The 25,998-nt window shown below is 37.9% G+C and carries 28 protein-coding genes; 17 read left to right on the forward strand and 11 right to left on the reverse strand.

Annotated elements, in window-relative coordinates:
- Positions 1-15 precede the first annotated feature (15 nt).
- The 4 genes from metH to M9949_13230 are packed head-to-tail and all read left to right on the forward strand — an operon-like array spanning position 16 to position 4,941.
- Entirely contained in the window at positions 16-3,708 is a 3,693-nt protein-coding gene (gene metH / locus M9949_13215; protein MCO5252360.1) for a methionine synthase, read from the forward strand.
- Complete coding sequence (locus tag M9949_13220; GenBank protein MCO5252361.1) at positions 3,708-4,058, forward strand: hypothetical protein; 351 nt, start codon at positions 3,708-3,710, stop codon at positions 4,056-4,058. The genes metH and M9949_13220 overlap by 1 nt, the downstream gene beginning before the upstream one ends.
- Positions 4,059-4,076: 18 nt before the next feature.
- A complete protein-coding gene (locus tag M9949_13225) occupies positions 4,077-4,511 on the forward strand; it encodes a YbaN family protein (GenBank protein MCO5252362.1) in 435 nt (144 codons plus the stop codon).
- The gene (locus M9949_13230; GenBank protein MCO5252363.1) at positions 4,489-4,941 is read left to right on the forward strand and encodes a cytidine deaminase; all 453 of its coding nucleotides are present in this window, start codon (positions 4,489-4,491) and stop codon (positions 4,939-4,941) included. Before M9949_13225 ends, M9949_13230 begins: the two co-directional genes overlap by 23 nt.
- A 32-nt stretch (positions 4,942-4,973) precedes the next feature.
- Here M9949_13230 and M9949_13235 read toward each other — a convergent pair whose 3' ends face one another.
- The 6 genes from M9949_13235 to M9949_13260 form a co-directional block, all read right to left on the reverse strand.
- Positions 4,974-5,240: a twin-arginine translocase TatA/TatE family subunit gene (locus M9949_13235; GenBank protein ID MCO5252364.1), complete on the reverse strand. Its 267-nt coding sequence runs from the start codon at positions 5,238-5,240 to the stop codon at positions 4,974-4,976.
- 39 nt (positions 5,241-5,279) lie between these two features.
- Positions 5,280-5,468 carry a twin-arginine translocase TatA/TatE family subunit gene (locus M9949_13240; protein MCO5252365.1) on the reverse strand — a complete coding sequence of 63 codons (189 nt, stop codon included), beginning with the start codon at positions 5,466-5,468 and terminating at the stop codon, positions 5,280-5,282.
- A complete protein-coding gene (gene purQ / locus M9949_13245) occupies positions 5,465-6,157 on the reverse strand; it encodes a phosphoribosylformylglycinamidine synthase subunit PurQ (protein ID MCO5252366.1) in 693 nt (230 codons plus the stop codon). Before purQ ends, M9949_13240 begins: the two co-directional genes overlap by 4 nt.
- 2 nt (positions 6,158-6,159) lie before the next feature.
- Entirely contained in the window at positions 6,160-6,417 is a 258-nt protein-coding gene (gene purS, locus M9949_13250) for a phosphoribosylformylglycinamidine synthase subunit PurS (GenBank protein ID MCO5252367.1), read from the reverse strand.
- Positions 6,418-6,492: 75 nt separating this feature from the next.
- Positions 6,493-7,254, reverse strand: a complete 762-nt coding sequence (pssA, locus tag M9949_13255; GenBank protein MCO5252368.1) for a CDP-diacylglycerol--serine O-phosphatidyltransferase — start codon at positions 7,252-7,254, stop codon at positions 6,493-6,495.
- Positions 7,255-7,263: 9 nt separating this feature from the next.
- Positions 7,264-7,935, reverse strand: a complete 672-nt coding sequence (locus M9949_13260; protein ID MCO5252369.1) for a phosphatidylserine decarboxylase family protein — start codon at positions 7,933-7,935, stop codon at positions 7,264-7,266.
- Between the two features lie 128 nt (positions 7,936-8,063).
- Here M9949_13260 and dnaN point away from each other — a divergent pair, with 128 nt between their 5' ends.
- The 8 genes from dnaN to M9949_13300 all read left to right on the forward strand — a co-directional run bounded on the left by dnaN (position 8,064) and on the right by M9949_13300 (position 17,455).
- The gene (gene dnaN / locus M9949_13265; GenBank protein MCO5252370.1) at positions 8,064-9,254 is read left to right on the forward strand and encodes a DNA polymerase III subunit beta; all 1,191 of its coding nucleotides are present in this window, start codon (positions 8,064-8,066) and stop codon (positions 9,252-9,254) included.
- A gap of 65 nt (positions 9,255-9,319) precedes the next feature.
- Positions 9,320-10,456 (forward strand): DNA replication and repair protein RecF, encoded by a 1,137-nt coding sequence (gene recF, locus M9949_13270; GenBank protein MCO5252371.1) that lies wholly within the window; start codon positions 9,320-9,322, stop codon positions 10,454-10,456.
- Positions 10,453-10,749, forward strand: a complete 297-nt coding sequence (locus M9949_13275; protein MCO5252372.1) for a DUF721 domain-containing protein — start codon at positions 10,453-10,455, stop codon at positions 10,747-10,749. Before recF ends, M9949_13275 begins: the two co-directional genes overlap by 4 nt.
- 51 nt (positions 10,750-10,800) lie before the next feature.
- The gene (gene gyrB, locus M9949_13280; GenBank protein ID MCO5252373.1) at positions 10,801-12,849 is read left to right on the forward strand and encodes a DNA topoisomerase (ATP-hydrolyzing) subunit B; all 2,049 of its coding nucleotides are present in this window, start codon (positions 10,801-10,803) and stop codon (positions 12,847-12,849) included.
- Positions 12,849-14,183: a dienelactone hydrolase family protein gene (locus M9949_13285; protein MCO5252374.1), complete on the forward strand. Its 1,335-nt coding sequence runs from the start codon at positions 12,849-12,851 to the stop codon at positions 14,181-14,183. The genes gyrB and M9949_13285 overlap by 1 nt, the downstream gene beginning before the upstream one ends.
- Positions 14,184-14,277: 94 nt before the next feature.
- Positions 14,278-15,009, forward strand: a complete 732-nt coding sequence (locus M9949_13290; GenBank protein ID MCO5252375.1) for a response regulator transcription factor — start codon at positions 14,278-14,280, stop codon at positions 15,007-15,009.
- Complete coding sequence (locus M9949_13295) at positions 15,009-16,757, forward strand: cell wall metabolism sensor histidine kinase WalK (GenBank protein ID MCO5252376.1); 1,749 nt, start codon at positions 15,009-15,011, stop codon at positions 16,755-16,757. The genes M9949_13290 and M9949_13295 overlap by 1 nt, the downstream gene beginning before the upstream one ends.
- Before the next feature lie 80 nt (positions 16,758-16,837).
- Positions 16,838-17,455, forward strand: a complete 618-nt coding sequence (locus M9949_13300) for a sigma-70 family RNA polymerase sigma factor (protein ID MCO5252377.1) — start codon at positions 16,838-16,840, stop codon at positions 17,453-17,455.
- Here the strand turns inward: M9949_13300 and M9949_13305 are convergent.
- Positions 17,452-18,729 carry an amidohydrolase family protein gene (locus M9949_13305; protein ID MCO5252378.1) on the reverse strand — a complete coding sequence of 426 codons (1,278 nt, stop codon included), beginning with the start codon at positions 18,727-18,729 and terminating at the stop codon, positions 17,452-17,454. The two genes, M9949_13300 and M9949_13305, sit on opposite strands and share 4 nt — an antisense overlap.
- 64 nt (positions 18,730-18,793) lie before the next feature.
- Between M9949_13305 and M9949_13310 the strand changes: the two genes are divergently transcribed.
- From M9949_13310 to M9949_13325, 4 genes are read left to right on the forward strand one after another with little or no spacing between them, the layout of a single operon-like run.
- A complete protein-coding gene (locus M9949_13310; protein ID MCO5252379.1) occupies positions 18,794-19,240 on the forward strand; it encodes a LytR C-terminal domain-containing protein in 447 nt (148 codons plus the stop codon).
- Between the two features lie 57 nt (positions 19,241-19,297).
- A complete protein-coding gene (gene rsfS, locus M9949_13315; GenBank protein ID MCO5252380.1) occupies positions 19,298-19,732 on the forward strand; it encodes a ribosome silencing factor in 435 nt (144 codons plus the stop codon).
- Between the two features lie 2 nt (positions 19,733-19,734).
- A complete protein-coding gene (gene argS / locus M9949_13320; protein ID MCO5252381.1) occupies positions 19,735-21,369 on the forward strand; it encodes an arginine--tRNA ligase in 1,635 nt (544 codons plus the stop codon).
- Between the two features lie 22 nt (positions 21,370-21,391).
- A complete protein-coding gene (locus tag M9949_13325; GenBank protein ID MCO5252382.1) occupies positions 21,392-21,628 on the forward strand; it encodes a CDGSH iron-sulfur domain-containing protein in 237 nt (78 codons plus the stop codon).
- Positions 21,629-21,672: 44 nt separating this feature from the next.
- Here M9949_13325 and M9949_13330 read toward each other — a convergent pair whose 3' ends face one another.
- Positions 21,673-22,230, reverse strand: a complete 558-nt coding sequence (locus tag M9949_13330; protein ID MCO5252383.1) for a thioredoxin family protein — start codon at positions 22,228-22,230, stop codon at positions 21,673-21,675.
- An 82-nt stretch (positions 22,231-22,312) separates the two neighbouring features.
- Here M9949_13330 and M9949_13335 point away from each other — a divergent pair, with 82 nt between their 5' ends.
- Positions 22,313-23,545 carry a metallophosphoesterase gene (locus tag M9949_13335; protein ID MCO5252384.1) on the forward strand — a complete coding sequence of 411 codons (1,233 nt, stop codon included), beginning with the start codon at positions 22,313-22,315 and terminating at the stop codon, positions 23,543-23,545.
- A 3-nt stretch (positions 23,546-23,548) separates the two neighbouring features.
- Here M9949_13335 and M9949_13340 read toward each other — a convergent pair whose 3' ends face one another.
- The 3 genes from M9949_13340 to M9949_13350 form a co-directional block, all read right to left on the reverse strand.
- On the reverse strand, positions 23,549-24,727 hold the full coding sequence (locus M9949_13340) for a M20 family metallopeptidase (GenBank protein ID MCO5252385.1): 1,179 nt from the start codon (positions 24,725-24,727) through the stop codon (positions 23,549-23,551).
- 18 nt (positions 24,728-24,745) lie between these two features.
- Positions 24,746-25,579 carry a diaminopimelate epimerase gene (dapF, locus tag M9949_13345; GenBank protein MCO5252386.1) on the reverse strand — a complete coding sequence of 278 codons (834 nt, stop codon included), beginning with the start codon at positions 25,577-25,579 and terminating at the stop codon, positions 24,746-24,748.
- The coding region (locus M9949_13350; protein ID MCO5252387.1) for an inositol monophosphatase at positions 25,576-25,998 on the reverse strand (423 nt) is incomplete at its 5' end. The genes dapF and M9949_13350, both read right to left, overlap by 4 nt.

Here is a 25,998-nt window from a genome sequence, read left to right on the forward strand (position 1 = left end):
ACACTAAAAAGCGACATGCGAAAGTATTACGGAAATAAAATAGTAGAAATTGCTGAATTACTCAAAAACCGCATCCTTGTTTTGGATGGTGCTATGGGTACAATGGTTCAGCGTTATAAATTGACCGAAGCCGATTACAGAGGCAAAAGATTTGCCGATTGGCACAAAGACCTCAAAGGCAATAATGATTTGCTCGTTCTGACTCAGCCCGATATCATTAAGGAAATTCACCTTAAATATCTCGAAGCGGGCAGCGATATAATCGAAACCAATACATTCAATGGTACATCAATTTCCCAATCTGATTATGATATGGGCGATTATGTCAATGAAATTAATTTCAATGCGGCAAAAATTGCACGTGCAGCAGTTGACGAAATGCTCAAACGTGACCCATCGAAACCCAGATTTGTAGCCGGAGCGGTAGGACCAACTAATCAAGCTTTATCATTATCGCCGGATGTGAACAATCCGGGATATAGAGCAACCGATTTTGATACGATGAGCAATGCCTATTACGAACAAGTAAAATCGCTTGTAGAAGGCGGCAGCGATATAATTTTGATTGAAACCATTTTCGATACTCTGAATTCAAAAGCAGCTATTTTCGGAACTGCACAATATTTCCGCGAATCGGGAAATTACCTGCCTGTAATGATTTCGGGTACTATAGTTGACCAAAGCGGAAGAACCTTATCCGGTCAGACGAACGGAGCTTTTTGGGTCTCAATATCGCATACAATCAATTTGCTTAGCGTTGGATTTAATTGTGCTCTTGGTTCCGAGCAAATGCGTCCTTACATCGAAGAGCTATCCTCAGAAGCAGATTGTTTCACAAGTTTATACCCAAATGCCGGGCTGCCGAATGAATTTGGCGGTTATGACGAATCACCGAAATTCATGGCAGAAGTTTCACGGCAGTACGCCGAAGAGGGCTTTGTCAATATTATCGGTGGATGTTGTGGAACTACTCCTGTCCATATCGAAGCAATTGCAGAGAGCGTCAAAGGTATAAAACCTAGAACTGTGCCGTCGCCAAAGACATTTATGCAATTAAGTGGACTTGAGAAATTAATCGCTTACGAGAATTCAAATTTCATCAACGTCGGGGAAAGAACGAACATTTCGGGTTCGACAAAATTCAAAGACCTGATTGTCAAAAATGATTTTGAATCCGCACTCGCAATTGCAAAGCAACAAGTGGAAAATGGTGCTCAAATTATTGACATCAACATGGACGAAGGGATGATTGATTCCGAATCAGCTATGACTACTTTCCTGAACTTAATTGCTTCTGAGCCTGATATTGCCAAAGTGCCGATAATGATTGATTCATCAAAATGGACAGTCATCGAAGCAGGTTTGAAGTGCATTCAAGGCAAGGGCATTGTGAACTCTATTTCCATGAAAGAGGGCGAAGAGGAGTTCATCAAACATGCACGAAAAGTGCTCGATTATGGCGCTGCTGTCATCGTCATGGCATTCGATGAAAATGGTCAAGCGGATACTGAGCAAAGGAAAATTGACATTTGCAGCCGTGCATATAAAATTTTGACCGAAGAAGTCGGTTTTCCGCCTCATGATATAATTTTCGACCCGAACATTTTGACTTTGGCTACAGGAATGGATGAACACAACAATTACGCTGTTGATTACATCAATGCTGTTCGTTGGATAAAGCAAAATCTTCCTTATGCAAAAGTTAGCGGTGGTGTGAGTAATTTGTCATTTTCATTCCGCGGCAACAACAAAGTCCGCGAGGCGATGCACTCGGCATTTTTGTATCATGCTATCAAAGCGGGTATGGATATGGGAATTGTCAATGCAGGGCAAATTGAAGTTTATGACAGTATCGAACCCCAATTGCTTGAGTTAGTCGAAGACGTGATTTTAAACAGGCGCCAGGATTCGACTGATAGTTTGCTCGCTTATGCTGAAAGTAACAAAGGCGAATCGGAAAAGAAAGAAAAAATTGAACTTTGGAGAGCGAATTCCGTTGAAGAGCGGCTCAAACACTCTCTCATCAAGGGTATAGTTGATTTTATTATTGATGATACCGAAGAAGCACGTCTGAAATTCGAAAATCCCTTAGAAGTAATCGAAGGACCACTGATGGACGGCATGAACGTCGTTGGTGAGCTTTTCGGTGAAGGTAAAATGTTTTTACCGCAAGTTGTGAAAAGTGCGAGAGTAATGAAAAAGTCGGTCGCTCACTTGATTCCATATATTGAGCAAACACTGAAAAAATCTGAGAGACAGACTGCAGGTAAAATTCTGTTGGCTACTGTAAAGGGCGACGTTCACGATATTGGGAAAAACATTGTTTCTGTGGTTTTGGCATGTAATAATTTTGAAGTTATTGACCTTGGAATTATGACTTCCAGCGACAAAATCATTGATGAAGCTCGCAAACAAAAGGTTGATATAATCGGCTTGAGCGGCTTGATTACCCCTTCATTAGATGAAATGGTTCACGTAGCGAAGGAACTCGAACGATTGAAATTCGATATTCCATTGATGATTGGCGGTGCAACAACTTCGCGAGTGCATACTGCCGTCAAAATTGCCCCAAATTATTCAAAGCCTGTAATTCACGTTCTTGATGCAGGGAAAAGCGTTCCTGTGGCTTCAGCTTTGCTTAATGTGAAGATTTATGATACATTTATCGAAAATTACAAATCCGAGTACAACGAGATTCGTTTGAATCATCAAAAATCTCAGATGTCCGGCAATATTATAAAATTTGCGGAAGCTAAGAAAAATAAAGCGATTTTATCCAAATCTTATAACCCAATGTTGCCAAACAATCTTGGAGTTTTCGATTTGCAGAATTTTTCACTATCCGAGATTCGCCAATACATTAATTGGACGCAATTCTTCATCACTTGGGAATTGAAGGGACGCTATCCGCAGATTTTTGATAATCCTGAAAAAGGGGCAGAGGCAAAGAAATTATTCGATGATGCAAACGAATTGCTCGATAAAATTATCGCAGAAAAACGAATCACAGCCAACGCAGTATTTGGGATATTTGCTGCAAATACGATTGAAAACGAAGACATCGAAGTCTATGAATCACTTGACAAAAAAAGCACTCTTCATACTTTTAGATTATTGAGACAGCAACAGGCAAAGAAATCAGGTGCTGAAAATCTTTCACTTTCGGATTTCATTTGGGATAAAGATTCCGGAAAAAATGATTTTCTTGGTATGTTTGTTTGTTCGGCAGGGCATGGAGTCCATGAACTTGTTGATGAATTTGAAAAAGACAACGATGACTATAATTCTATAATGGTAAAAGTATTAGCCGACCGCCTTGCTGAAGCATTTGCGGAATTACTCCACGAAAAAGTACGCAAGGAATATTGGGGCTATGCTTCGGAAGAGCAACTTAATGCCGAGGATATGTTGAATGAAAGATACTCGGGAATTAGACCTGCGGCAGGATACCCATCATTACCTGACCATACCGAAACGCAAAAGATTTTTGATTTACTGGATGCGAGCGAGTCCACAGGAGTTCAATTGACCGAAAGTTTCATGATGAATCCCGGTGCATCGGTTTGTGGATTGTACTTTGCATCGCCCGAATCTAAATATTTTGCAGTCGGAAAAATCGGCAAAGACCAAATCGAATCCTACGCAAAACGCAAAGGCGTAAGCGTAGAAATTGCCGAAAAATGGCTCTCAGCTAATTTGGGCTATTGATGAAAGGGAATTTCCTGCATTGGCTTTTGGGTGTTCCGGCAGTAATTTTCATACTGCTATTCACGATATTGCCTTTGTACGAAGCCATAGACAAGATTTTCATGACGTCTGAGATGTTTTTAAAAATAGTCTCTGAAAAGCATCTGCAACCTTGGTTTTTCGATTCTCGCGGAACGTACATATTTGCAAATTTGGTTTATGGCATTTTGAACGCTGCATTTCTCGTGTTTTCTACAATTTATTTGTACAAAAGAAAGTCTGTTGACTTGCTGATTGCATTTATGATTTTTCTCGGATTTCATTTTCTCGTACTTTTTCTGGCGGGCAATTGGCTTGCACCCGGACAATGACACAAAGCGACTATAATAATGACTGAATTTAAGATTGAAAAAAATAGATTTAAAAGATACCTGTATTTAGTTTTAGGTATAATAAATGTTGTCATGGGATTTATCGGTATATTCGTACCGGTGTGGCCCACTACGATATTCCTGATACTTGCTGCATGGTTTTTCGTTCGCTCGTCCGAAAAGCATTATCAGTGGCTCATCAAAAACAAACTTTTTGGGAAAATGATTAGAAATTATCGCGAATTCAAGGGTATAACCCGCGAAAGCCGCCGTAATTCCATTATTATACTTTGGGTCACATTGACGATTTCAGCGTTCTTCGTCGAGCTTTTATGGGTTCGAATACTTTTGGCTTGCGTTGGGATTGCTGTGTCGTGGCACTTGTTAGCTTTGCATACTTTAACTGATGAAGAAATAGCGAAATTGAACGATGAAAACACTATTATTGAATGATTTGACTGATATTGAGCTGCAAATGCTCAATCTTGCTACTAAAGTTCGTGAAAATGCTTATGCACCGTATTCGCACTATAAAGTCGGTGCGGCTATATTAGGTATTGATGGAGAGATTTACACCGGTTGCAATGTCGAAAGTGCGGATTTTACACTGACTTCCCATGCCGAATGCGTTGCAATTGATTCTATGGTCAAACATGGCTGTCATGAAATAAAATTACTGCTAATTGTGTTGGAATCATTGCATTTGCCATCATTCCCCTGTGGACTTTGCAGGCAAAAAGCATCAGAATTTACCGAAGATAACGATTTGAAAATAATTTCGGTCAATTTGGATTCAGAATCTAATATTTCAAAAATCTACGAAACAAGCCTATCCGAATTGTTGCCGAATCGTTTTACTTCCGATAATTTCTTGAATCATTAGATTGGGAATAGCAAATAGGGGATAGTTTCGAGTCAATTTTTGTTGATGTAATCTTCTTTTATAACTTGCTTGGGTGGCTCTTTGACTTCATTTTCGATAGTATTTTTAATATTATTGACAGGTTTTTGAACTTCTCGACTGATTTCGGTAACTTGCTCGGAGAATTGCCGTTGAGCATTCTTCATTTCGTTTATACCACGTTTTATCATTTGGGCAAACTCGGGTAATTTCTTGGGTCCGAATAAAATCAGAACCGCAAGAATGATTAGTAATAATTCACCCCCACCAACATCAAACATAGATTTAACCTGCTAATTGATATAAATAATTGATAAAACTTATTTATCCAACTTGTTGTCGGTTGGGTCATTCGTAATATCGTTAGATGCTTTTTTAAATTCTTTTATACCACTTCCAAGCCCTTTCATAAGCTCAGGAATTTTTTTTGCACCGAACAATAGCAAAATTGCCAACAAAATGAGAACCCATTCCATACCACCGGGCATACCGAACATTATTAGGTTCATGATAGACTCCTTGCAATTGATTTAAAAATACTAATACCGTCATCACAGCCGAGTTGCTTGTCACTATATCTTTCGGGATGCGGCATCATACCCAAAATATTTCCATTTTTGCTAATAATCCCGGCTATATTATTGACTGAACCGTTTGGATTATATTGCTTTTCGATAATACCGTCAGGTGAACTGTATTTGAAAACAATCAAATTTTCATCTTCGAGCATTTTCAATGTATCGGCATCTGCGTAATAATTTCCTTCGCCATGTGCGATTGGAATATTAATCACATCACCCTTTTGATAAGCAGAAGTAAAGGCTGAATCATTTGAAATCACTTTTAGATTTGTATCTTTGCAAATGAAATTCAAATTTTCGTTCTTTAGTAAAGCACCGGGCAACATTCCGGTTTCGGTAAGGATTTGAAATCCGTTACAAATGCCAACGACGTATTTGCCGCTTTCGCCGAATTTTTTGACTTCTTTCATCAATGGTGAAAACTGTGCAATAGCACCACATCTCAGATAATCGCCGTAGGAAAATCCACCCGGCAAAATTATGCATTCAATGTCATCGGGAATCAAAGTATCTTTGTGCCATAGATATTGTGCACCAAATCCGGCATTCACCGAAGCCGCATGATATGCATCATGGTCACAATTTGAACCCGGGAAAACTACAATGCCAAACTTCATTTCTATTCCGCCTTAGTGATTTCGATGGAATAGTCTTCAATTATCGGATTTGCGATAATTTGTTTGCATGCGTTTTCAATCTGATTTTGTGCCGCAGTTTCGCTTTCAGCTTTTATTTCCAGAGTGACGAATTTTCCGATTCGCACCGCACTCATAGTTTCAAATCCGATTGAATGTAATGCGTGCTCGACAGTTTTGCCTTGAACGTCGAGAATGCCTTCGCGAAGTGTGATTTTGATGTTTGCTTTATACTTGTTCATTTACTTGAAATTTTAATATAACTAATCTTCAAAAATACGAAAAAAAAGCCGTATTTACTAAATTTACTAATTTGCTTAATTCTCTTCTGCGTCATCAATTTCCTCTTCCGGTTCTACGTCCATTTGGAAAAATCTGATGAGATGTCTGATAGCACTTGCGACAATGTAGAATACCATAAATGGGAATACGAAAATCCCCTTACTTATTACAGATGCAATCATACCAATAGCAAAAATAATTGATACCACAGGTCTTTCGCGGAATGACTTCTTATTTGGTCGCGGAATATTGTCGAATCTGATATCAGAAATCATTGCATAGGCAACAAAAATCACCAATGCAAAAGTTGCTATTACAGTCATTGATTCGGAAATGTAATTATTAGGGAGAATAAAAATTATGTATGAAACGATTGTCAAAGCCGCTGATGGTATAGGCAAACCTTTGAAGTATTGTTTGTCCTCAATCATGTCAGTCAATTGAATATTGAACCTTGCTAAGCGAGATGCCCCCGCTAATGCAGGCAAAGCAGCGAATAAAATCCCAATTTCGTTGTAATTGACGAAGAATACTTGGTAAAGCATAAACGAAGGTGCTACACCAAATGAAACTACGTCACATAGCGAGTCAAGTTCAGCTCCAAATTCGCTTGTAGCATTGATGAGCCTTGCCATCACACCGTCAAGCATATCAAAAATTGCAGCAATTAATATAAATAATGCACCCTTTTCGATATCGCCTTTTGATATGTAAACGATAGCGGAAAAGCCTGCATATAAATTGACTAAAGTCAATAAATTTGGGACTAAAGATTTAGTGATTCTTAGTTTTGCCATTTCAGCTTGTTATTCATTAATTTGTTTCATTCTACCTAAAATTGTTTCACCGGCTATGACTTTGTCGTTAACTTTTACGAAAAATTCACAATCCAATGGCACAAATATATCCATTCTCGAGCCAAATTTCATCATTCCGAATCTATCTCCTACCACAACGCTATCTTTGACTTTGACATCGCATACAATTCGTCGTGCCAAAATGCCCACAATTTGCTTATACATCACTTTGCCATGACGAGTCAAAACCCCGATTTTGGAGTGCTCGTTCAGTTCTGATGATTTCGGATGATATGCTACTAAATACTCTCCGGGAACGTATTGATAGTATTCTACAATTCCGGTTACGGGATTGCGGTTTACATGCACATCAATCGGCGAGAGGAAAATGCTCAATCGTTTTGCTCGTTGCTTCAAATAATCATTTTCATCCACTTCGATTATTTCTACCACTTCGCCATCCGCAGGAGCTATAATGTAAGTATCATCATTGATTGCTACCATTGGCAATGTTCTATCAGGGTCTCTGAAGAAAATGAACACCAATACAATTATGGCGGCTCCAATGATATAAAGTGGAATGCTTAGAAATAATTTATCAACATAATAGCCGATTGCCAAAATTAGCACTCCGGCAATAAGCATGATTACTATGTTATCAGTTCCGTATTTAGTGAGCATCTGTATTCCTGAAAATGTTGAAAACTTTTTTCTTATATTTTTTTAATCTATACTAATTTTGTATTTTGACAAAATAATTATGCAAAATAATAAAATGTTAAGTCATATCATAAATTTGGGGAAAAATCATGAAATTTCGTGCATCATTGATTGAATTTCAGCAGGCTTTATCAAAAACTTTGCCTGCGATTCCGCGTAAAGCTACAATTCCGATATTGGAACATCTATATTTTTCAATAGAGGATAATACTTTAAGTATAATAGGTACAGACCAGAATATTACCATCATGACTTCAATCAAAGTTGATGCTGAAGACGAAGGAAAAGTTCTTGTTCCGGCTAAAATGTTAGACGATTTGGTAAAAACTTTAGGGCATTCCGGTGACCTCGAATTTATAACCGATACTAACAACTACGAAATCAAATTATTAGTCGAACGCGGCAAATATAACATGAAAGGGCTCAATCCAATTGAGTACCTTGATTTGCCGGAATTATTTGAATCTAAAAAACCTGACTTCGAAGCAGCTAAACAAGAAGGAACCATCGAAAGCGGTATCTCGACTGCATTTTTTATCAAAGAGGACATTGTGCGATTGGCTGAAAAAACGCTCATTGCAGTTTCAGACGATGAGTATCGTCCGGCAATGACGGGTATATTGCTCCAATTCAGAGAAAACTACGTCAATGCAGTTTCGACTGACAGTTACAGATTGGTAAAAGCTACTGTTCATGCAGACAAAGTATCATTCCCACAGAATTTCGATGTTATTTTGCCTTCAAAATCAATGGAACTTTTGGTCAAAACTGATAGCGATTTGATTATGTCATTCATAGAATCATTCGGCAAAGTCACTCATGCTCGTTTTGATGCCGGAAACACGATTTTCATTACTCGTGTAATCAACGAAAAATTCCCGCCATACGAGTCGGTTATTCCTCAGAATAATGCAATATTGCTCACTGTTGACAGAAAGCAAGTCCTTTTGGCAATCAAGAGTGTGTCGTTATTTGCGAATAATATCACAAAGCAAATCAAACTTCATGCAGTTAATAACACATTGACTCTACATGCCGAAGACGAAGAAACAGGCAAGAGCGGCAAACGCGAATTGCCATGCGATTTGAATCACGAATCATTCGAAATTGGTTTCAATTTCAAATATCTCGAAGAAGCATTCAATAACGTTGAGGAAAGCGAAACTGAAGATAATTTGGTCATTATGTCATTTTCTGAGCCAAATAAGCCCGCTCTTATCAGACCAAAATCCGAAAAAGAAGAATTGCTCATGCTTGTAATGCCTGTCAGAATATCATAATTTGTAATATATGATTTGCCCCGAGGTTCATTTTCAAATTATCTCGGGGCATTTTTTTATTTTGAATGAAAATCCATAAAATCCATATTGTAAATTTGAGAAATCATGCTGATAATTTGATAGAATTATCACCATCGACCAATATTATTCATGGCTTAAACGGTTCCGGTAAGACTACGATTCTCGAGTCGGTTGCTTTGGCATCGCACTCGAAAAGTTTTCAACCCACTGATGATAAAAATTTGATTCGTTGGGCAGAGAATCGATATTTTGTGAATGTCTTTGCTGATTACGATATGGATATAGCTTACGAAATCAGCATCAATTATAATCGTGGCAGCCGTAAGCAAATCAATTCATCGAAAGGTGAAAATTTATACCCCAAAGACATTATTGGCGAAATGCCGATTGTGATTTTGACTCCCGATTATAAAGCGATTACTTTCGGCAGCCCGCAAGACCGCCGCCAATTCATTGATACAGTGCTTTCCCAAGCTTCTAAATATTATGTTGATGCTATTTTGAAGCAAAAAAAATACTTGAAGCACCGCAACGCAATCTTAGGACAATTTGCAAGGGAACACAGGATTGATGAAAAATTATTAGCTACTGCCACAGATTTTTTCATCAGTTATAGCAGCGACGTAATTTATAAACGATTCCAATTCATCAACGAATTTATTCCGTTCTTTAAGCAATCTTATGCCGAAATTACCGATTCAGCCGAACTTGTAGAATTGCGATACAAGCCTGATAATATCGAATTCAGCCCATCGGCAAAAATTGAAAAATCTGAGATTACGGAACAACTCGTCAAAGCATCAAAAAATTTATATCAAAATGAACTCCGACGTGGTACAACGTTGTTCGGACCTCAGAAAGATGATATAGACATATTCATCAATCAAGGATTGGCGAAAGATGCCGCATCGCAAGGGCAACATAAGAGTTTGTTGATTTCGCTCAAATTTGCGGAATTTGAATTTCTCAAGACCGTGGTGAGGGAGACCCCAATTATTTTGCTCGATGATATTTTCAGCGAGCTCGATGCAGCCAGGTCTCAAAAAGTGTTGGAGCTTTTGCTCACGAAAAATGCTCAAACATTGATAACAGTTACAGAACCTGATAAATTCTTAAATTGGCAAAAGGATAAATCAAATTTCAAGATTATTTCATTATCGGAAGGTCGAATAGTGACATGAGCAGCGATAAGAACATAAACCCACTCAATAAATTGGTCGAACAATTTGCAGCAAGCAGAGGATTGACCGAGTTATATATTTTGGGCGAAATTCAATATTATTGGGAAGATTTGCTCGGCAAAGCGTTCGCAAAGCAAGTTCATGCCGTCAGACTTAAAGATAAGAAGCTCTATCTCACCACCCAATCAGCTTCTCACAGAATGGAATTAGAAATTCGTAAAAACGAAATAAAAGATTTGATAAATGCGAAAATAGGCAAAGGAATTGTCGTTTCCGAAGTGGTTATCAGGTAAAAATTTCGTAAATTTGTAAGTTTAGTATTAACACAAATTGCAGGAACTTTAATGAAAGAGAATGAAATCTTGCCGGAAATGGCAAGCCGTAATGATTATAGTGAGGATAGTATTAAAGTATTAGAGGGGCTGGAAGCTGTTCGGAAGCGCCCCGCTATGTACATTGGCGATACAGGCGAAAGAGGCTTGCATCACCTTATTCAAGAAGTCGTAGATAATTCGATAGATGAAGCTTTAGCAGGTTTTTGCAAAAACATCACTGTTAAAATTCACAAAAATGGCGCTTGTTCCGTGCAAGATGATGGTCGTGGCATTCCGACAGGACCACACCCGATTAAGAAGATTTCCACATTGCAAGTCGTCATGTGTACTCTTCATGCCGGCGGGAAATTTGACAAAAACACATACAAAGTATCCGGTGGTTTGCATGGTGTTGGTGTTTCATGCGTTAACGCTCTATCAGAATATGCTGAAGTCGTAGTAAAACGCGATGGTAAAGAATTCAGGCAAACATATGCTGAAGGTATCCCAACTTCGGAAGTAATCGAAGTCGGCAAAACTGATGACAGAGGAACTTACGTTTACTTTGTTCCCGATAAGACTTTATTCAAAACTGTCGAATTCAAATATGACAAAACCTCCGAAAGATTGCGCGAACTTGCATTCCTGAACCCCGAAGTCACAATCACATTTATTGACGAAAGACCCGAAGATGGACAAATTGAAGATGTTTTCCATTACGAAGGTGGTATCGTTGATTTTGTAAAATATATTGACAGCCACAATTCGCAATTAGTTGATATTATTTATATCAAAGGCGTAGAGCCCGGTGAAACCGGAGCCGAAACAGTAGCTGAAATTGCCTTTCAATACAATAATGCCTATAATGAAAATGTAATTTCGTATGTAAATAATATTAATACTATCGAAGGCGGAACGCACGTAACCGGGTTCAGGTCGGCACTTACGCGGACTTTAAACCAATATGCTGCTAATATCAACAAAAAAAATAACAAAGTGCAACTTGTTGGCGATGACTTCCGCGAAGGTTTGACTGCAATTATTTCAATCAAAGTTGCCGAACCGCAATTCGAAGGTCAAACCAAGACTAAGCTCGGAAACGGCGAAGTGGAAGGGATTGTCAGAACAATCGTTAATGACAAACTAAATCAATATCTTGATTTGAACCCTGCTGCCGCCAAGCGAATTATCGAAAAGGCACAATTAGCAGCTGAAGCCAGAATTGCAGCAAAAAAATCTCGTGAACTTGTTCGTCGCAAAAATGCACTCGAAAACTCTACATTGCCCGGCAAACTTGCCGATTGCTCTTTGAATTCGCCTGTTGATACGGAAATTTACATAGTCGAAGGTGATTCGGCGGGCGGTTCGGCTAAACAAGGTCGTGACAGACGTTTCCAAGCTATTTTACCTCTAAAAGGTAAGATTTTGAACGTTCAAAAAGCACGTATCAATAAAATTTTGGAAAATGAAGAAATCAGGACAATCATCACCGCACTCGGCTCGGGTTTTGGTGAAGATTTCGACCCTGAAAAATTACGCTATGGCAAAATCATTTTGATGGCGGATGCCGATGTTGACGGTTCGCATATTCGTACGCTGCTTCTGACATTGTTTTTCAACTATATGAAAGATTTGATTTTGGATGGGAAACTTTATATTGCTCAACCGCCACTTTATAAACTCAAAAAGGGGAGACTCGAGTATTACGCTTATAATGATGCCCAAAGAGATGAACTATTAGACAGAATCCGCAAGGAAACATCCAAAAATAAGGTCGAAGAACCTGTAGTTGAACCAACAAACGATGACCAAGCTGAAGAGGAATCTGAAAATGAATTGATTATGGAAGCTAAAAAAGACGGTATCCAGATTTCAAGATTTAAAGGTCTTGGCGAAATGAATCCCGACCAACTATGGGATACTACTATGAATCCCGAAACAAGGACTTTGCTGCAAGTAACCTTAGGCGAAGCTATCCAAGCATCTATGGTATTCCAAACGCTTATGGGCGACAAAGTTGAACCCCGACGTGAATTTATCGAACGTAATGCACATTATGTCAAAAATTTGGATGTATAATGAATAAGTTTCATTTTTTAATCGCTTTAATGATTTTTTTATCGTCTTCGGCATTGATTGCACAGCCACGTGAAATCGCAGAAGCTTTCATTGTGGATTATTTTGAAGGCAAAATTGCAGAAACACACGATAAGTTAGATTCTACCGCTCGAACACAAATCACAGTTGAGCAATTAACTATGATTATTGGGCAAATTGATGCACAATTGGGTAAGTTGAAGTCCATAAATGAGCCTGCATATCAATCATACGGCGGGAATGATGTTTTTGTTTTTCCCGTTGTTTTTGAAAAAGGAGAGCTTGACATAACAGTTGCCGTTAGGAAGAGTAGTGAAATTTCTACTTTCTATATGGCACCGCGTGCAAATACTCTCCCGTATCAAGTACCTGAATATGCTGACACGACCAAATTCTCCGAAGTTGATATAACTTTTAATCAAGATAGGTTCATTTTGCCCGGCACGATTTCCATCCCTGATGCGAAAAATGAAAAAGTACCCGTAGTGATACTTGTTCATGGGTCAGGTGCTCATGATAGAGATGAATCAATCGGACCAAATAAGACATTCCGCGATATAGCATGGGGACTATCATCGAAGGGTGTAGCAGTGTTGAGATATGAAAAGAGAACTTATACTTATGGCAACGAAATCGCCGATTATATAGATAAATTGGATTTGTCATTTGAAGTCATTGATGATGCTGTTGCTGCAGCACAGTATTTGTATGATAATGCAGATAAATACAATATTGACAAAAATCGAATATTCGTACTTGGACACAGCCTTGGTGGTGGGTTATTGCCCCGAATTGATGCTCGGCAACCAAAATTGAAGGGTTTAATATCTTTAGCAGGCATGGGTAGAAGAGTAGAAAATGTGCTCGTTGACCAATATGGATATTTGTTCGCACTTGATGGTGAGTTCACAGAAGAAGAACAGAAAATGCTTGAAGAATTGAAAAGCAAACTTAAAATTGCCTTATCTCCCGATTTGAACGTATCAACTTCGCGTGACTCTTTACCATTAAGTTTACCGGCACATTATTGGCTTGATTTCCGTACAATGGACGGAGCAAAAGAGGCGAAATCTATCACAAAACCAATACTTGTATTGCATGGCGAACGTGATTATCAAGTGACTCAGGAGGATTTCGATATATGGAAAGAGGCGCTTAAAAACAATAAACAAGCGAAATTTATTTCATATCCGGGGCTTAATCACCTTTTCTTATTTGGTGAGCAAAAAAGCAATCCTCAAGAGTATTATATCAGAGGTAATGTCAATCAGAAGGTTATCGAAGATATTGTTAACTGGATTCAAACAGTTAAGTGATATTTCTTAATAATACTTCGTACATTAACTAAAAATTAACATAAATTGAATAAGTTTGTATCTGTTATGTTAACCAAATACAAATCGAATATTTATGCAAAATGAAACAAGTTATATGACCGAAATGCCTAATGTTAAAGGTACTCCTGCAAAATTAGTTGCCATAGTTGATGACGAACCGGATATTGTCGAGTTGCTTTCTATCCATTTGGTAAAAGCCGGATATAAAGTAAAATCATTCGAAGATGCCGAGAGTTTATTCAGATTTTTAAAAACCAATATTCCGGATTTATTCATTTTGGATTTGATGCTGCCCGATGCTGACGGATTTGAAATCTGTAAATATCTCAAAAAAGAAGAAAAATATTCGAATATTCCGGTGATTATGCTTACAGCAAGAACCGATGAAATGGACAAGGTTCTTGGCTTGGAACTCGGTGCAGATGATTACGTCACCAAACCATTTTCGCCTCGCGAGCTTGTTGCAAGGGTCAAAGTTGTATTACGTCGTGATGATAAGTCTGCAAAATCACAAAAAATCAAAATTGGTGATATACTCGAAATAGACCTTCAGAAATATGATATTTTCGTAGAAGGTGTCAAAGTCGAATTGACTTCTACCGAATTCAGAATCCTGAAATTGCTCTCTGAACGCAAGGGATGGGTCTATGCTCGCGACCAAATTCTTGATTATCTCGGTGTGCAGGACAAGGGTGTATTAGACCGAACAGTTGACGTTCATATCAAAAATCTTCGCGAAAAATTAGGTGTAGCCGGCAAATTCATCAAAAATATTCGCGGCGTTGGCTACAAACTCGAAGTATAATGAAATCATTATCAACTAAAATCTTCCTTGGTTTTTTTCTGGTAATAATCATTTTTACCTCCCTGATTTTATTTTTCACCTTCAAAACCACTCGTGAACACTATATTGAGACTTTCTCGAAAGATTTGAGAAATCTTAATCTAACGATGATTAAACCTGTCAAACAATATTTGATTAGTACTGAATATGACGGTTTGCGTCAGTACATCAACGAACACGGCAAACATATCAATATCCGCCTAACAGTTGTTGATTCCACCGGCTTTGTCCTTGCAGATTCTAAATCCGACCCCATGTTGATGGAAAATCATATGTCTCGTCCCGAATTTCAAAATGCTTTGAAAGGTAGCAATGATGCTACTCTGCGATATTCCACTACAGTACATGATGAAATGCTTTATGTTGCAATTCCAATTTATGAAAGTGGGAATCTACTTGGCATTGCTCGCGTCAGTATGTTCCTAAGCGATATTGAAGCACTTACTACTCGCTTGTCTTCTGATATTATGAAAATTGCGGTTGTTATTTTGGTGCTTATACTCATCGGTATCCTTTTCTTTTCGAGAAACCTTAGTAAACCACTGGCTCAATTATCACAAGCATCTCGCAAAGTAGCACTTGGAGATTTTGATATAAAGGTCTTTATCAAAGGTCGAGATGAAATTAACGAACTTGCTGTAAACTTTAATCATATGACAGAGCGGCTCAAAGCTCTTTTTGATTTAGTAACTTCACAAAAAGAAGAGTATCAAACTGTTATTTCGTCAATTCAGGAAGGGTTAATCGTAACAGATACTTCAGGTAAAATACTGTTGTCTAATACGGGTTTTCATAATATTGTTAAGACTAATAATGTCAATAACAATTCCATCGAAAACATTTTCTTAGATGAACATGTCCTTGAACTATTCAGGTCGGTTCTCAAAAAGAAGAAGCCTCAGACAAATGAAATCCGAATCTATGATAATTATTACATCTGTAGTGCCAACTACATCGCATTGAAGAACGAAATCGTGCTTTTATTCCACGATATTACAAGTATCAAGCGATTAGAAACCATGAAAAAAGACTTCGTTGTAAATGTGTCGCATGAACTAAGAACACCTCTGACCGCCATTAAAGGCTTTGTGGAAACGCTCGAAGATGAAGCAAATGAACGGGATAAACATTACATCGAAATTATAAAACGCCATACAGACCGACTTATCAACATTGTTCAAGATTTGCTAAATTTGTCTGAACTTGAAGAACGACAATCCCAAGTTATGCTCTCCAAAGTGGATTTGAGAACTTTGCTCGAGAATCTGACCAAGATATTTGAATATAAATTATCCGAAAAAAATCTAAAGTTAATCATTCACGTTGACGAAGCCTTCCCGAAAATAAAAATTGACCCATTCAAAATGGAACAAGTTTTTGTAAATTTGATTGATAACGCAATAAAATACACAGATGTCGGATTTGTAAAAATAAGAGTCTATCAAAAAGACGAAAGGGCTATCATAGAAATTTCGGATAGCGGTGTAGGAATTCCCAAAGAGCACCATACAAGAATTTTTGAACGCTTTTATACTGTGGACAAGTCACGCTCCAAGAAGTATGGCGGGACGGGATTGGGACTATCCATCGTAAAGCATATAATACTGTTGCACAATGGTGAAATCACTGTAGAGAACAATCCTGACGGTGGTACAAGATTTGTCATATCAATTCCAATCAAGCTAAAAATTAAGCCAATTAGCTCCTAATTGCATTGATTGTAATATTTGATTTCCCTAATTAGTCCAAATTCCTTATTTTCGTTTGATTGAATTGGCAATTTGGCAGAATGAATATTAATAATCTAAATAATACAAACGATTTAATAGAAGATTTCGCGATTATTTCGCAAATACTCGCAGGAGACAGCAACTTATTCGCTAAGTTGGTCTCCAAGTATTCCCGTGTGGTTAAAAGTCTTATCCGCAAAATGATTCGCGACGAAGACGACATTGATGATTTAACCCAAGAGACCTTCATCAAAGCATATAAAGCCTTATCAAGTTTCAAGGAAGGATTTTCGTTTTCATCATGGATTTATAGAATTGCATCTAACACTTGTATCGATTTCATGCGCCGCAAACGTTTCAATTTTGTATCAATTGACCAACCGATTACTAAACCCGGTGATGACGAGCAGTTTCTTGACATCGAAGACGAAGAGAATACTCCCGAATTAGCGTACATGCTGAATGAACGAAAAAAAGCTGTCGAAGATGCAATTGATGGGCTGCCTGATAATTATAAAATTATTATCAAGATGCGTCACGAAGATGAGATGGAGTATGCTGAGATTTCAAAAATGCTCAACATGCCTCTTGGTACTGTAAAAGCTCACCTTTTCAGGGCTAGAAAAATCTTACTTTCAACACTCAAGCAAAATAAATCTCTTTTTAGTGATTTTTAAAGATTTCCATAAACACATTTTCCGGCAATCAAAACAGCTTTTGCCGTTTGGTTGAATTTATTGTAAATCAAACTCCTCAAAAAATCTTCCGAATTAGCCGACAATTGTTTACTATCTAATTCAAAAATCGCTAAATCTGCATCTAATCCTATTTGAATTGCCCCAACTTTATCGGCGATATTCATGTTTTCAGCGGCACCTTTTGTACTCAAGTAAAAGGCATAGCTTGCAGAAATGTCATTTCCGTTTACATCTTTTGAAATATCGTAACTTTTAGATGTCTCAATGGCTTCCTTTGCTTCATTTAACATTGATAATGAATATCCGGCAGCTACATCAGTTCCAAGTCCGATTCTTAAATCAATTTTTTGGTAATCCACCAAGGGCATAATCCCACTCGAAAGATAACGATTCGATGTAGGGCAGTGGCATACTATACTTCCTGCATTTTGAATCATTGCGAGTTCGGCTTCTTCTAAATAAATGCAATGTGCAAGCAAAGTTTTATCAGTCAAAAGCCCCGTTTTGTCATAAATTTCAGTATATTTATCAAACTCAGGGTGCAATTTTTTCATTAACTCAAGTTCGGATTTGTTTTCCGCTAAGTGGGTTTGAATGAACAAGTCATTCGATTTTGCGAAATTTGCACAATAGCTCATAAGCTCTTTGGTGCAACTCCCCGCGTATCTGGGAGTGACAATGTAGCGCAACCTCTCTGTATTTGTGAGATGATATTTGTTGACCAAAAAGTCAATATCAGACTTAATATTTCCAAGAGCCGAAAAATAGCCCGCTTCATTCGGTAAATCAATCAATGAATTGCCGATAAAAGCTCTTATTCCAATGTCGGATGCCGTTTCAAATGCGATTGAAGTGGCATTTCGATGAATTGAGCAATACGTTACAATCGTTGTTGTCCCTAATGATAATGCTTCATTGAAAAATGAAACTGATTGTTCGCGAGCAAATTGTTCATCTGAAAATTTTGATTCGAGTGGAATAATGTAGTTGCTTAACCATGAAAGCAATGTTCCCTTTCCGATGCCAATTGCACTATACTGAGGCAGGTGTGAATGTAAGTCAATAAATCCCGGCGTGACAAGGCAATTGCTCAAATCAATCAACTTGTCACTGTCGCTCACCGCTTTTTCGGAGTAAGGTTCTATAGATTCTATTTTGCCTTGCTCATCAATTGTCAAGCAATAGTCACTCAAAAAGTCACATTTTTCATGATTGACAGGATTCAAAAAATTGCTTCTTAAGATTGTTTTCATTTCATTCTCGGCACAGAATTTGATTAAATAGTCTAATATGTAAAATTAAAAATAAGTTTCAAATATGTTCGGAAATATAGTAAAATATCTTAATTTGGCAATAATTTTTGTCCTAATCGGTGCAGTTGCCTTGTTGCTAAGCTCATTTATAGATAGGGTCTTCATTTCTCCGCCTGTTTCGGCATCTTTATCGGAGGATTTGAAAAACAACAAGCAGGAAGTGATTCAAATCAATATTTTGAATGCAACTGGAGAAGCCGGACTTGCAGCACGAGCTAAAGAATATTTGAGAGTTCGCGGATTCGATGTGGTCGAAATTGGGAATTATACTGAAAATCTTGAAAATAGTAAAATTATTGACCGGTTGGGAGACATCAATTCGGCTTACAAAGTTGCTTATGCAGTTGGAATTACCGATTCGCTCATCACATCGCAAATTGATTCGAGTCTGTTTCTGCGGTCTTCAATTATTCTCGGCAAGGATTTTGCATTACTCAAGCCATTCAAATAAAATTTTATCCAATCGCAAAACGTCATACGAATATGTTCAACTATTTTAAACGGTCATTTGTCAAAATTTGGTAAACCTCGTACTTCAAAAGGCTTAGCTACACTATGTGCTAAAATTGCAGACAGTAAGCTCGCCCATGATATCTTAATAATGAATCTCTCCGAAATTGATACAGCACCATCTGATTTTTTTGTGATTTGTACTTGCGATAGCGATGTGCAAGTTGATGCTGTTGTAAATGCTATCAACCGAACAATTAGAGAGTTAGGATTTGCAAAACCTGCTATGGAAGGAATGAATTCCAAAGAGTGGGTCATCCTTGATTTCTTCGATGTAGTGTGCCATGTGATGATTTCGCAATCTCGCAACTACTACAAACTCGAAAAACTTTGGGGCGACGCTGCATTTATGAAAATGAATGACGAAGGCGAACTTCGTGCTTTGAAAAAAGCTGATTTGTTAAGCGTAATAAGAGAGAAGGTCTTAGATTAGAAATGTTAAAAATTTATCTCAAAGAAATATTCAATAGTGCTATTCAGAAAATGGGTTTGGAAATTTCGGGCGAAATCATTATTGACATACCCAAAAATCCCGAACACGGCGATTTGTCCTGCAATGTTGCTATGCAATTTGCCAAACAATTGGGCATGAATCCGCGTCAATTAGCTGAAAAATTTATTGCTAACCTCGAGTACGACTCACAATTCATCGAGCGTGTTGATATTGCGGGTCCGGGATTCATCAATATCAAATTTACTCCCAAATTCATTACTTCATGTTTTAGTCAAATCGCTGAAATCCGCGATGATTACGGCAAAATCAAGTTAGAAACACCTAAAAAAATCAATGTCGAATACGTCAGTGCTAATCCTACAGGATTGTTACATCTCGGGCATGGCAGAAATGCCGTTATAGGCGATACTGTTGCTAATTTGTACGAATGGACAGGCAATGAAGTTACCCGCGAATACTATTTCAATAACGCCGGCAACCAAATGAATAATCTCGGGAAATCAATCTTTGCGAGATATATGCAAACAATCAAAGACCCAGATTATCCATTCCCGGATGATGGCTACCATGGTTTGTATATTACAGATATTGCACAAGTTTTGGCTTCCGAACTTGGCGATTCGCTCGCAATAGGCACTGAAAAAGATTATGAAATTTGCCGTAAACGCGGCGAAGAATGGTGCTTCGAACAAATTCTGAACACACTTAAACGATTGAAAATTAAACAAGATATATTTTTCAATGAAGACAGTTTATATACTGACGGCAAAATCGAAGAAGTGATTCAAGAATTCAAAGCTAAAGATTTGGCTTATGAAAAAGATGGGGCATTATGGCTCAAATTTACCGAGCTCGGACTCGAAAATGATAGAGTAATCGTGAAATCTTCAGGCGAACCCACTTATAGACTGCCGGATATTGCATATCACCGCGAGAAATTCCTTCGCGGATATGATTTGATTGTAGATGTATTTGGTGCCGACCATATCGCAACTGTGCCGGATGTATTAGCAGGTGTAAAGGCTTTAGGCTTTGATAATGAAAAAGTTAAGGTATTGATTCACCAGTTTGTGACTCTTACGGAAAATGGCGAACAAGTCAAAATGTCCAAACGCACCGGCAAAAGTTACACCTTAGACGAACTCTTAGATGAAGTGGGCGAGGACGTAGTGAGGTTTTTCTTCATCATGAGAGGTATTTCTACCCATCTTGAATTCGATTTGTCCCTTGCTAAGGAACAAAGCGAGAAAAACCCTGTGTTTTATTTGCAATATGCTCATGCTCGAATCACTTCAATAATTGACAAAGCGGAATTTACCGCAGATAGCGAGATTAGATACGAACTCTTAACACACGAAGCGGAACAAAAGCTAATCAAAGAGCTTCTCCGATTCCCTGAAATTTTAAGTGCAGCAGCGGCAAAATTCGAACCACAGCTTTTAGCTGAATATCTGCGTGAAGTATCTTCAGCATTCCATGTCTTTTACCATGAATGCAGAATTTTGAATACCGAAAATGACATCATGAATGCCCGATTGGAATTAGCAAAAATGACAAAGCAAGTAATCAAAAACGGGCTTCAAATACTCGGAATTTCAGCACCCGACAGAATGTAATATTAAATAAATGGAAAAAATAATGTTTGAACCTTTGATGCCACAAAAGCATTCTTACAAAATCGAACTCGAACCCGGTGAATACTTATGGTGTGCCTGTGGCAAGTCCGAAAATCAACCTTTTTGCGATGGCTCTCACAAAGGAACCGGATGCAATCCTGTTAAGTTTGAAATTACAGTAAAGAAAGTCTATTCAATTTGCGGTTGCAAACGTTCAGAAAAGAACGCCTTTTGCGATGGGACTCACAAATTATTATAATTTGGCACTGGCGTCATGAGCTTATGTTATTTAATTGCAATGGCTTACGCCTTCCACTTAATGTTGCATCCTATGCTTGGAATTTGCATTTCAATTTCATGACTACCAGATAAAACTGCATCAACAGCATTTGATAAGTCTATGCCAGTCACAGGAACATCATTACCGGGACGCGACGCATCGAATTGCCCATGATAGCGTAACTTCAAATCAGAATCAAACACGTAAATATCAGGCGTACAGACTGCTTTGTATGCTTTGGCAATTTCTTGAGTTTCATCATACAAATATGCGAACTCAAAGCCATATTTTTCGGCTGTTATGACCATATTTTCCGGGGAATCCGCAGGATAGTTAATCACATCATTAGGGTTGATTCCAATGACTGATACGCCATTTGAAATGAATTTGCTTGAAAGTTCGGAAAGTTTATCGGCTATATGAATTACAAAGGGGCAATGATTGCAAATAAACATAACAACGGTGGCTTTTGGTGATTTCAAATCTTGTAGTGATTGCTTTTGTTGCAGTATAGGATTCAATAATTCAAAATCCGGAGCTTTAAAGCCCATTGGTAAATTTAGAGATTCAGTTCTTGCCATCTTATCCTCAATTATTATAAACAATCTAAGCTTAGTTTCGTCTAATTAACGTAATATCCTAATTATAAATTGCAAAAAGAAAATGAATCAAACCGGAATTTTAATTTTTGTATCTGTTATACTATTGATTTTTGTAGCTTTCGACACATATTTTTTGGTCAAATGGAAAAAATTAGTTGCCATTCGTCAATGGAAAAAGCTCTATTTCCATATTCCTCTTATCATATCCATCATAATGCTATTGCTTTTCACATATGTGACATATGGAAGAGTGCTATCAGATGAAAAAAGCACAAACATCAACGTTGCTTTTATGATTACAAGTATTTGGTATTTACCAAAAATAATCATTGTGCCAATTATGTTCTTCTGGGACACTATCAGGTCATTTTATAAATTACTGAGAAACCTATTCACAAAAAAAACTGTAAAATCAGAAATTCCTGTTGTGAGAAGTCGAAGGAAATTTGTCCAGAATGTGACTTGGAGTTTTGCAGGAATCCCTTTTATAGCTGCTTTCAAAGGTATCCTCCATACTGCATATGATTTCAAAGTATATCGAATAGACTTGCCGCTTATCAAATTATCACCAGAGCTTAATGGGTTGAAAATTATTCAAATTTCTGATACTCATTTTGGTTCCTTTTATTCACGTGAACCGTTATTAGATGTTCTCTTTACAATTAATAATCTTCAGCCCGATTTGATTTTTATCACAGGTGATTTTGTAAATTTCAATCCCAAAGAAATGGATTTTGGTTTTGACATTATGGAAAGAATGAAAGCAAAATATGGCATTTATGCTTGTTTGGGCAATCATGACCATTATATGAGCAAATCAGAACATCAACATTTACTTTCATTTTTTGATGATTCGCCTGTGAAATTGCTGAATAACGAGAACACTATCCTGAATATAAACGGAAAAAACCTAAACATTGCCGGTGTGGATAATTACGGAAGTCGTCAAACCTTCGGAGATTTTGATAAAGCACTTGCAGGTCTGAATAATACTGACCCGACTTTGCTATTGTGCCACGACCCGACAAATTGGGATAAATTTATTCGTGGGAAAAGCGATGTAGATGTGACTTTTTCCGGCCACACTCATGGCGGTCAATTAGGATTTGATATTATGGGGAAACACTATTCTCCGGTTACTTGGGCGTACAAGCAATATGCAGGATTGTATCATGATTCCGACCAATATTTGTATGTAAATCGCGGACTTGGAATGTCGGGACCACCAATCAGATTGGGTGTAAATCCGGAAATTACATTGTTTACTCTTAAAACTCCCGAGTTTGTGACCTAAATATCAGCTTTTGAAATATTCAAAAACGGTTTTGACGAACATAGAAATGCCAGTTATCATTGCTTTTTCTTCGGGTATGAGTTTGCTATTGTGCAAGGGCGGCAAATAGTCTTTATCGTGAGGCTGAACTCCCAAGAGCCAAAAACTACCCGGCACCTTTTGCAAATAATATGCAAAATCTTCTGCCCAAAGTCGTGGTTCATAATCATAAACAAAATCATCGCCAAGCAAATCTGTAGCAATTTGTTTAGCTTTTTGCGTTTCAGCAGGTGAATTCACTATCGGCGAATAACCTGTAACGATATTTACTTCGGCTGTACAATTATGCAAACTTGCGATGGAATGCGTCGAATCGGCAATCAATTTCACCATTTCCTGCCGCCAATCTTCATTATAAGTTCTCAGAGTGCCTTTCAATTCTACCTTTTCAGGGAAAATGTTTGTCGTGTTGCCACCATTTATCGAAGTTATCGAAAGTACACCGGGCTCGAGTGGATTTCGCTTTTTGTTAATTAATGTCTGAAAATGCTGAATCAAATGCGCTGCTGTTAATATCGGGTCGTTTCCCGAATGTGGTTGAGCAGCGTGAGAGCCTTTGCCGTGAATTGTTATGTAAATTTCATTCGTTGACGCAAATGCTCGACCTTCGCAAAATGAAATTGTCCCTGTCTTTACATCCGGGAAAATGTGTTGCCCAAAAATTACATCAACTTTTGGATTTTCTAATACACCTTCGGCTATCATCATTGTTGCACCGCCGGGAAGAACTTCCTCGCCGGGCTGAAACAGCAATTTCACAGTACCGTTCAATTCGCTCTCGTGCGATTTCAATATTATCGCTGTCCCGAGCAGCATCGAGGTGTGCATGTCATGACCACAAGCGTGCATTACACCTTCGTTCACAGATGCAAAATCGAGTTCGGTTTCTTCTAAAATTGGCAAGGCATCAATATCCGCTCGTAATGCGATACATTTTGATTTACCTGCACCAATTGTCGCTACAACACCGGTATTTGCAATTGATTTATATTCAATTTTATATTCATCTAAGACACTTTTAATAAATTGCGAAGTATTATACTCTTGAAAAGACAATTCGGGATTTTTGTGAATGTGGCGTCTGAATTCAACTACTTTATCGAATACTTCATTTGCTTTATCAAAAATTGTTTGATTATCCATTATGATTGAACCTTTAAATTAAATTGTAATTTTTCTTTCATCTAAAAATACTGCGGCTCCTTCCAAAGTGACTTCGGATATATTGCCTGTCGAAGAGCGAACGAAATTCACATACAATTCCGAACCGCTTGGTGGAATCAGCTTGATTGGCAGAGGCAAATTATCATGTATATGAGCATAAATAGCTGCCGAAACCGAACCGGTGCCACAAGCACCCGTAATGCGTTCGATTCCTCTTTCATAGGTTTTAATTTTCAAGCAATTATCAGCAATGGAAATCAAATTCACATTGACACCACGCGGAAAAGCACTAAAATCATATCTGATTTTTCGGGCTATTTCGATAAATTTTGCATCATCATCAAATTCAATACCCAAGTCTGAATCCCTTACTACAAAATGGTCGCTCCCAACGTCGAATAATCCACACTTTATAATTTCACCATCGAATTCATATTCAAAATCTGTGTTGATTTTAATCGGGTCGGGCATTGATAGAATTATATTTTCCGCATTGAACCTTGCTTTATAATTGCTTCCAGCCATAAAAAAGGAAACTTGCGTTTCATCAACGAAATTCAAATCTTTTGCAAATCGAACGGCGCATCTGCCACCATTGCCACACATCATGCCCGAAGTACCGTCAGTATTGTAAAAATTTACAACAAAATCATATTCAATTGAATTATTTAAAAACATGACACCTTCGCTCAAAAAATTCTCAGTTTGTGTCAATTTGACTATTTCCGGTACTAATTGAGCCATTATTTCGCGAGACAAAGCATAATCACGATTGTCTATGACATTAAACAAATTTCCGGCACCGGACATATTATAAATTTTCAAATTCATTTTTTGGAATAATTAATATTTTTCAATATTTGTTCGTGGATTAATCCATTTGTAGCGAGTATAGTAGGGGAGTCGAGCCAGAATTCTTCGCCGTCATATTGGGTGATTTTGCCACCGGCTTCTTTAACGAGAATATAGCCTGCTGCCATATCCCAAGGGAAAAGCGAGCTCTCCCAAAAACCGTCGAATCTCCCTGCTGCAACATAGGCTAAATCTAATGCCGCCGAACCGAGCCTTCTAATCGGAATACCGCTCTGAACAATGCCCACAAATGTATCAACACAATTATGCGGATTTTCATTGACATTGTACGGAAAACCCGTTACCAAGAGTGATGTGTTCATATCGTCGGAGTCGGAAATTTGGATTTGCTTGCCGTTCAAATATGCTCCACCATCATGCACTGCAACAAATAATTC

This window comes from Candidatus Kapaibacterium sp. (genome assembly GCA_023957315.1).
Classification (GTDB): Bacteria; Bacteroidota; Ignavibacteria; order Kapaibacteriales; family UBA2268; genus PGYU01.

Coding starts and splice junctions, on each gene's coding strand:
- metH (MCO5252360.1), top strand. CDS start 16: ATGCGAAAGTATTACGGAAATAAAATAGTAGAAATTGCTGAATTACTC.
- M9949_13220 (MCO5252361.1), top strand. CDS start 3,708: ATGAAAGGGAATTTCCTGCATTGGCTTTTGGGTGTTCCGGCAGTAATT.
- M9949_13225 (MCO5252362.1), top strand. CDS start 4,077: ATGACTGAATTTAAGATTGAAAAAAATAGATTTAAAAGATACCTGTAT.
- M9949_13230 (MCO5252363.1), top strand. CDS start 4,489: ATGAAAACACTATTATTGAATGATTTGACTGATATTGAGCTGCAAATG.
- M9949_13235 (MCO5252364.1), bottom strand. CDS start 5,240: ATGTTTGATGTTGGTGGGGGTGAATTATTACTAATCATTCTTGCGGTT.
- M9949_13240 (MCO5252365.1), bottom strand. CDS start 5,468: ATGAACCTAATAATGTTCGGTATGCCCGGTGGTATGGAATGGGTTCTC.
- purQ (MCO5252366.1), bottom strand. CDS start 6,157: ATGAAGTTTGGCATTGTAGTTTTCCCGGGTTCAAATTGTGACCATGAT.
- purS (MCO5252367.1), bottom strand. CDS start 6,417: ATGAACAAGTATAAAGCAAACATCAAAATCACACTTCGCGAAGGCATT.
- pssA (MCO5252368.1), bottom strand. CDS start 7,254: ATGGCAAAACTAAGAATCACTAAATCTTTAGTCCCAAATTTATTGACT.
- M9949_13260 (MCO5252369.1), bottom strand. CDS start 7,935: ATGCTCACTAAATACGGAACTGATAACATAGTAATCATGCTTATTGCC.
- dnaN (MCO5252370.1), top strand. CDS start 8,064: ATGAAATTTCGTGCATCATTGATTGAATTTCAGCAGGCTTTATCAAAA.
- recF (MCO5252371.1), top strand. CDS start 9,320: ATGAAAATCCATAAAATCCATATTGTAAATTTGAGAAATCATGCTGAT.
- M9949_13275 (MCO5252372.1), top strand. CDS start 10,453: ATGAGCAGCGATAAGAACATAAACCCACTCAATAAATTGGTCGAACAA.
- gyrB (MCO5252373.1), top strand. CDS start 10,801: ATGAAAGAGAATGAAATCTTGCCGGAAATGGCAAGCCGTAATGATTAT.
- M9949_13285 (MCO5252374.1), top strand. CDS start 12,849: ATGAATAAGTTTCATTTTTTAATCGCTTTAATGATTTTTTTATCGTCT.
- M9949_13290 (MCO5252375.1), top strand. CDS start 14,278: ATGCAAAATGAAACAAGTTATATGACCGAAATGCCTAATGTTAAAGGT.
- M9949_13295 (MCO5252376.1), top strand. CDS start 15,009: ATGAAATCATTATCAACTAAAATCTTCCTTGGTTTTTTTCTGGTAATA.
- M9949_13300 (MCO5252377.1), top strand. CDS start 16,838: ATGAATATTAATAATCTAAATAATACAAACGATTTAATAGAAGATTTC.
- M9949_13305 (MCO5252378.1), bottom strand. CDS start 18,729: ATGAAAACAATCTTAAGAAGCAATTTTTTGAATCCTGTCAATCATGAA.
- M9949_13310 (MCO5252379.1), top strand. CDS start 18,794: ATGTTCGGAAATATAGTAAAATATCTTAATTTGGCAATAATTTTTGTC.
- argS (MCO5252381.1), top strand. CDS start 19,735: ATGTTAAAAATTTATCTCAAAGAAATATTCAATAGTGCTATTCAGAAA.
- M9949_13325 (MCO5252382.1), top strand. CDS start 21,392: ATGTTTGAACCTTTGATGCCACAAAAGCATTCTTACAAAATCGAACTC.
- M9949_13330 (MCO5252383.1), bottom strand. CDS start 22,230: ATGGCAAGAACTGAATCTCTAAATTTACCAATGGGCTTTAAAGCTCCG.
- M9949_13335 (MCO5252384.1), top strand. CDS start 22,313: ATGAATCAAACCGGAATTTTAATTTTTGTATCTGTTATACTATTGATT.
- M9949_13340 (MCO5252385.1), bottom strand. CDS start 24,727: ATGGATAATCAAACAATTTTTGATAAAGCAAATGAAGTATTCGATAAA.
- dapF (MCO5252386.1), bottom strand. CDS start 25,579: ATGAATTTGAAAATTTATAATATGTCCGGTGCCGGAAATTTGTTTAAT.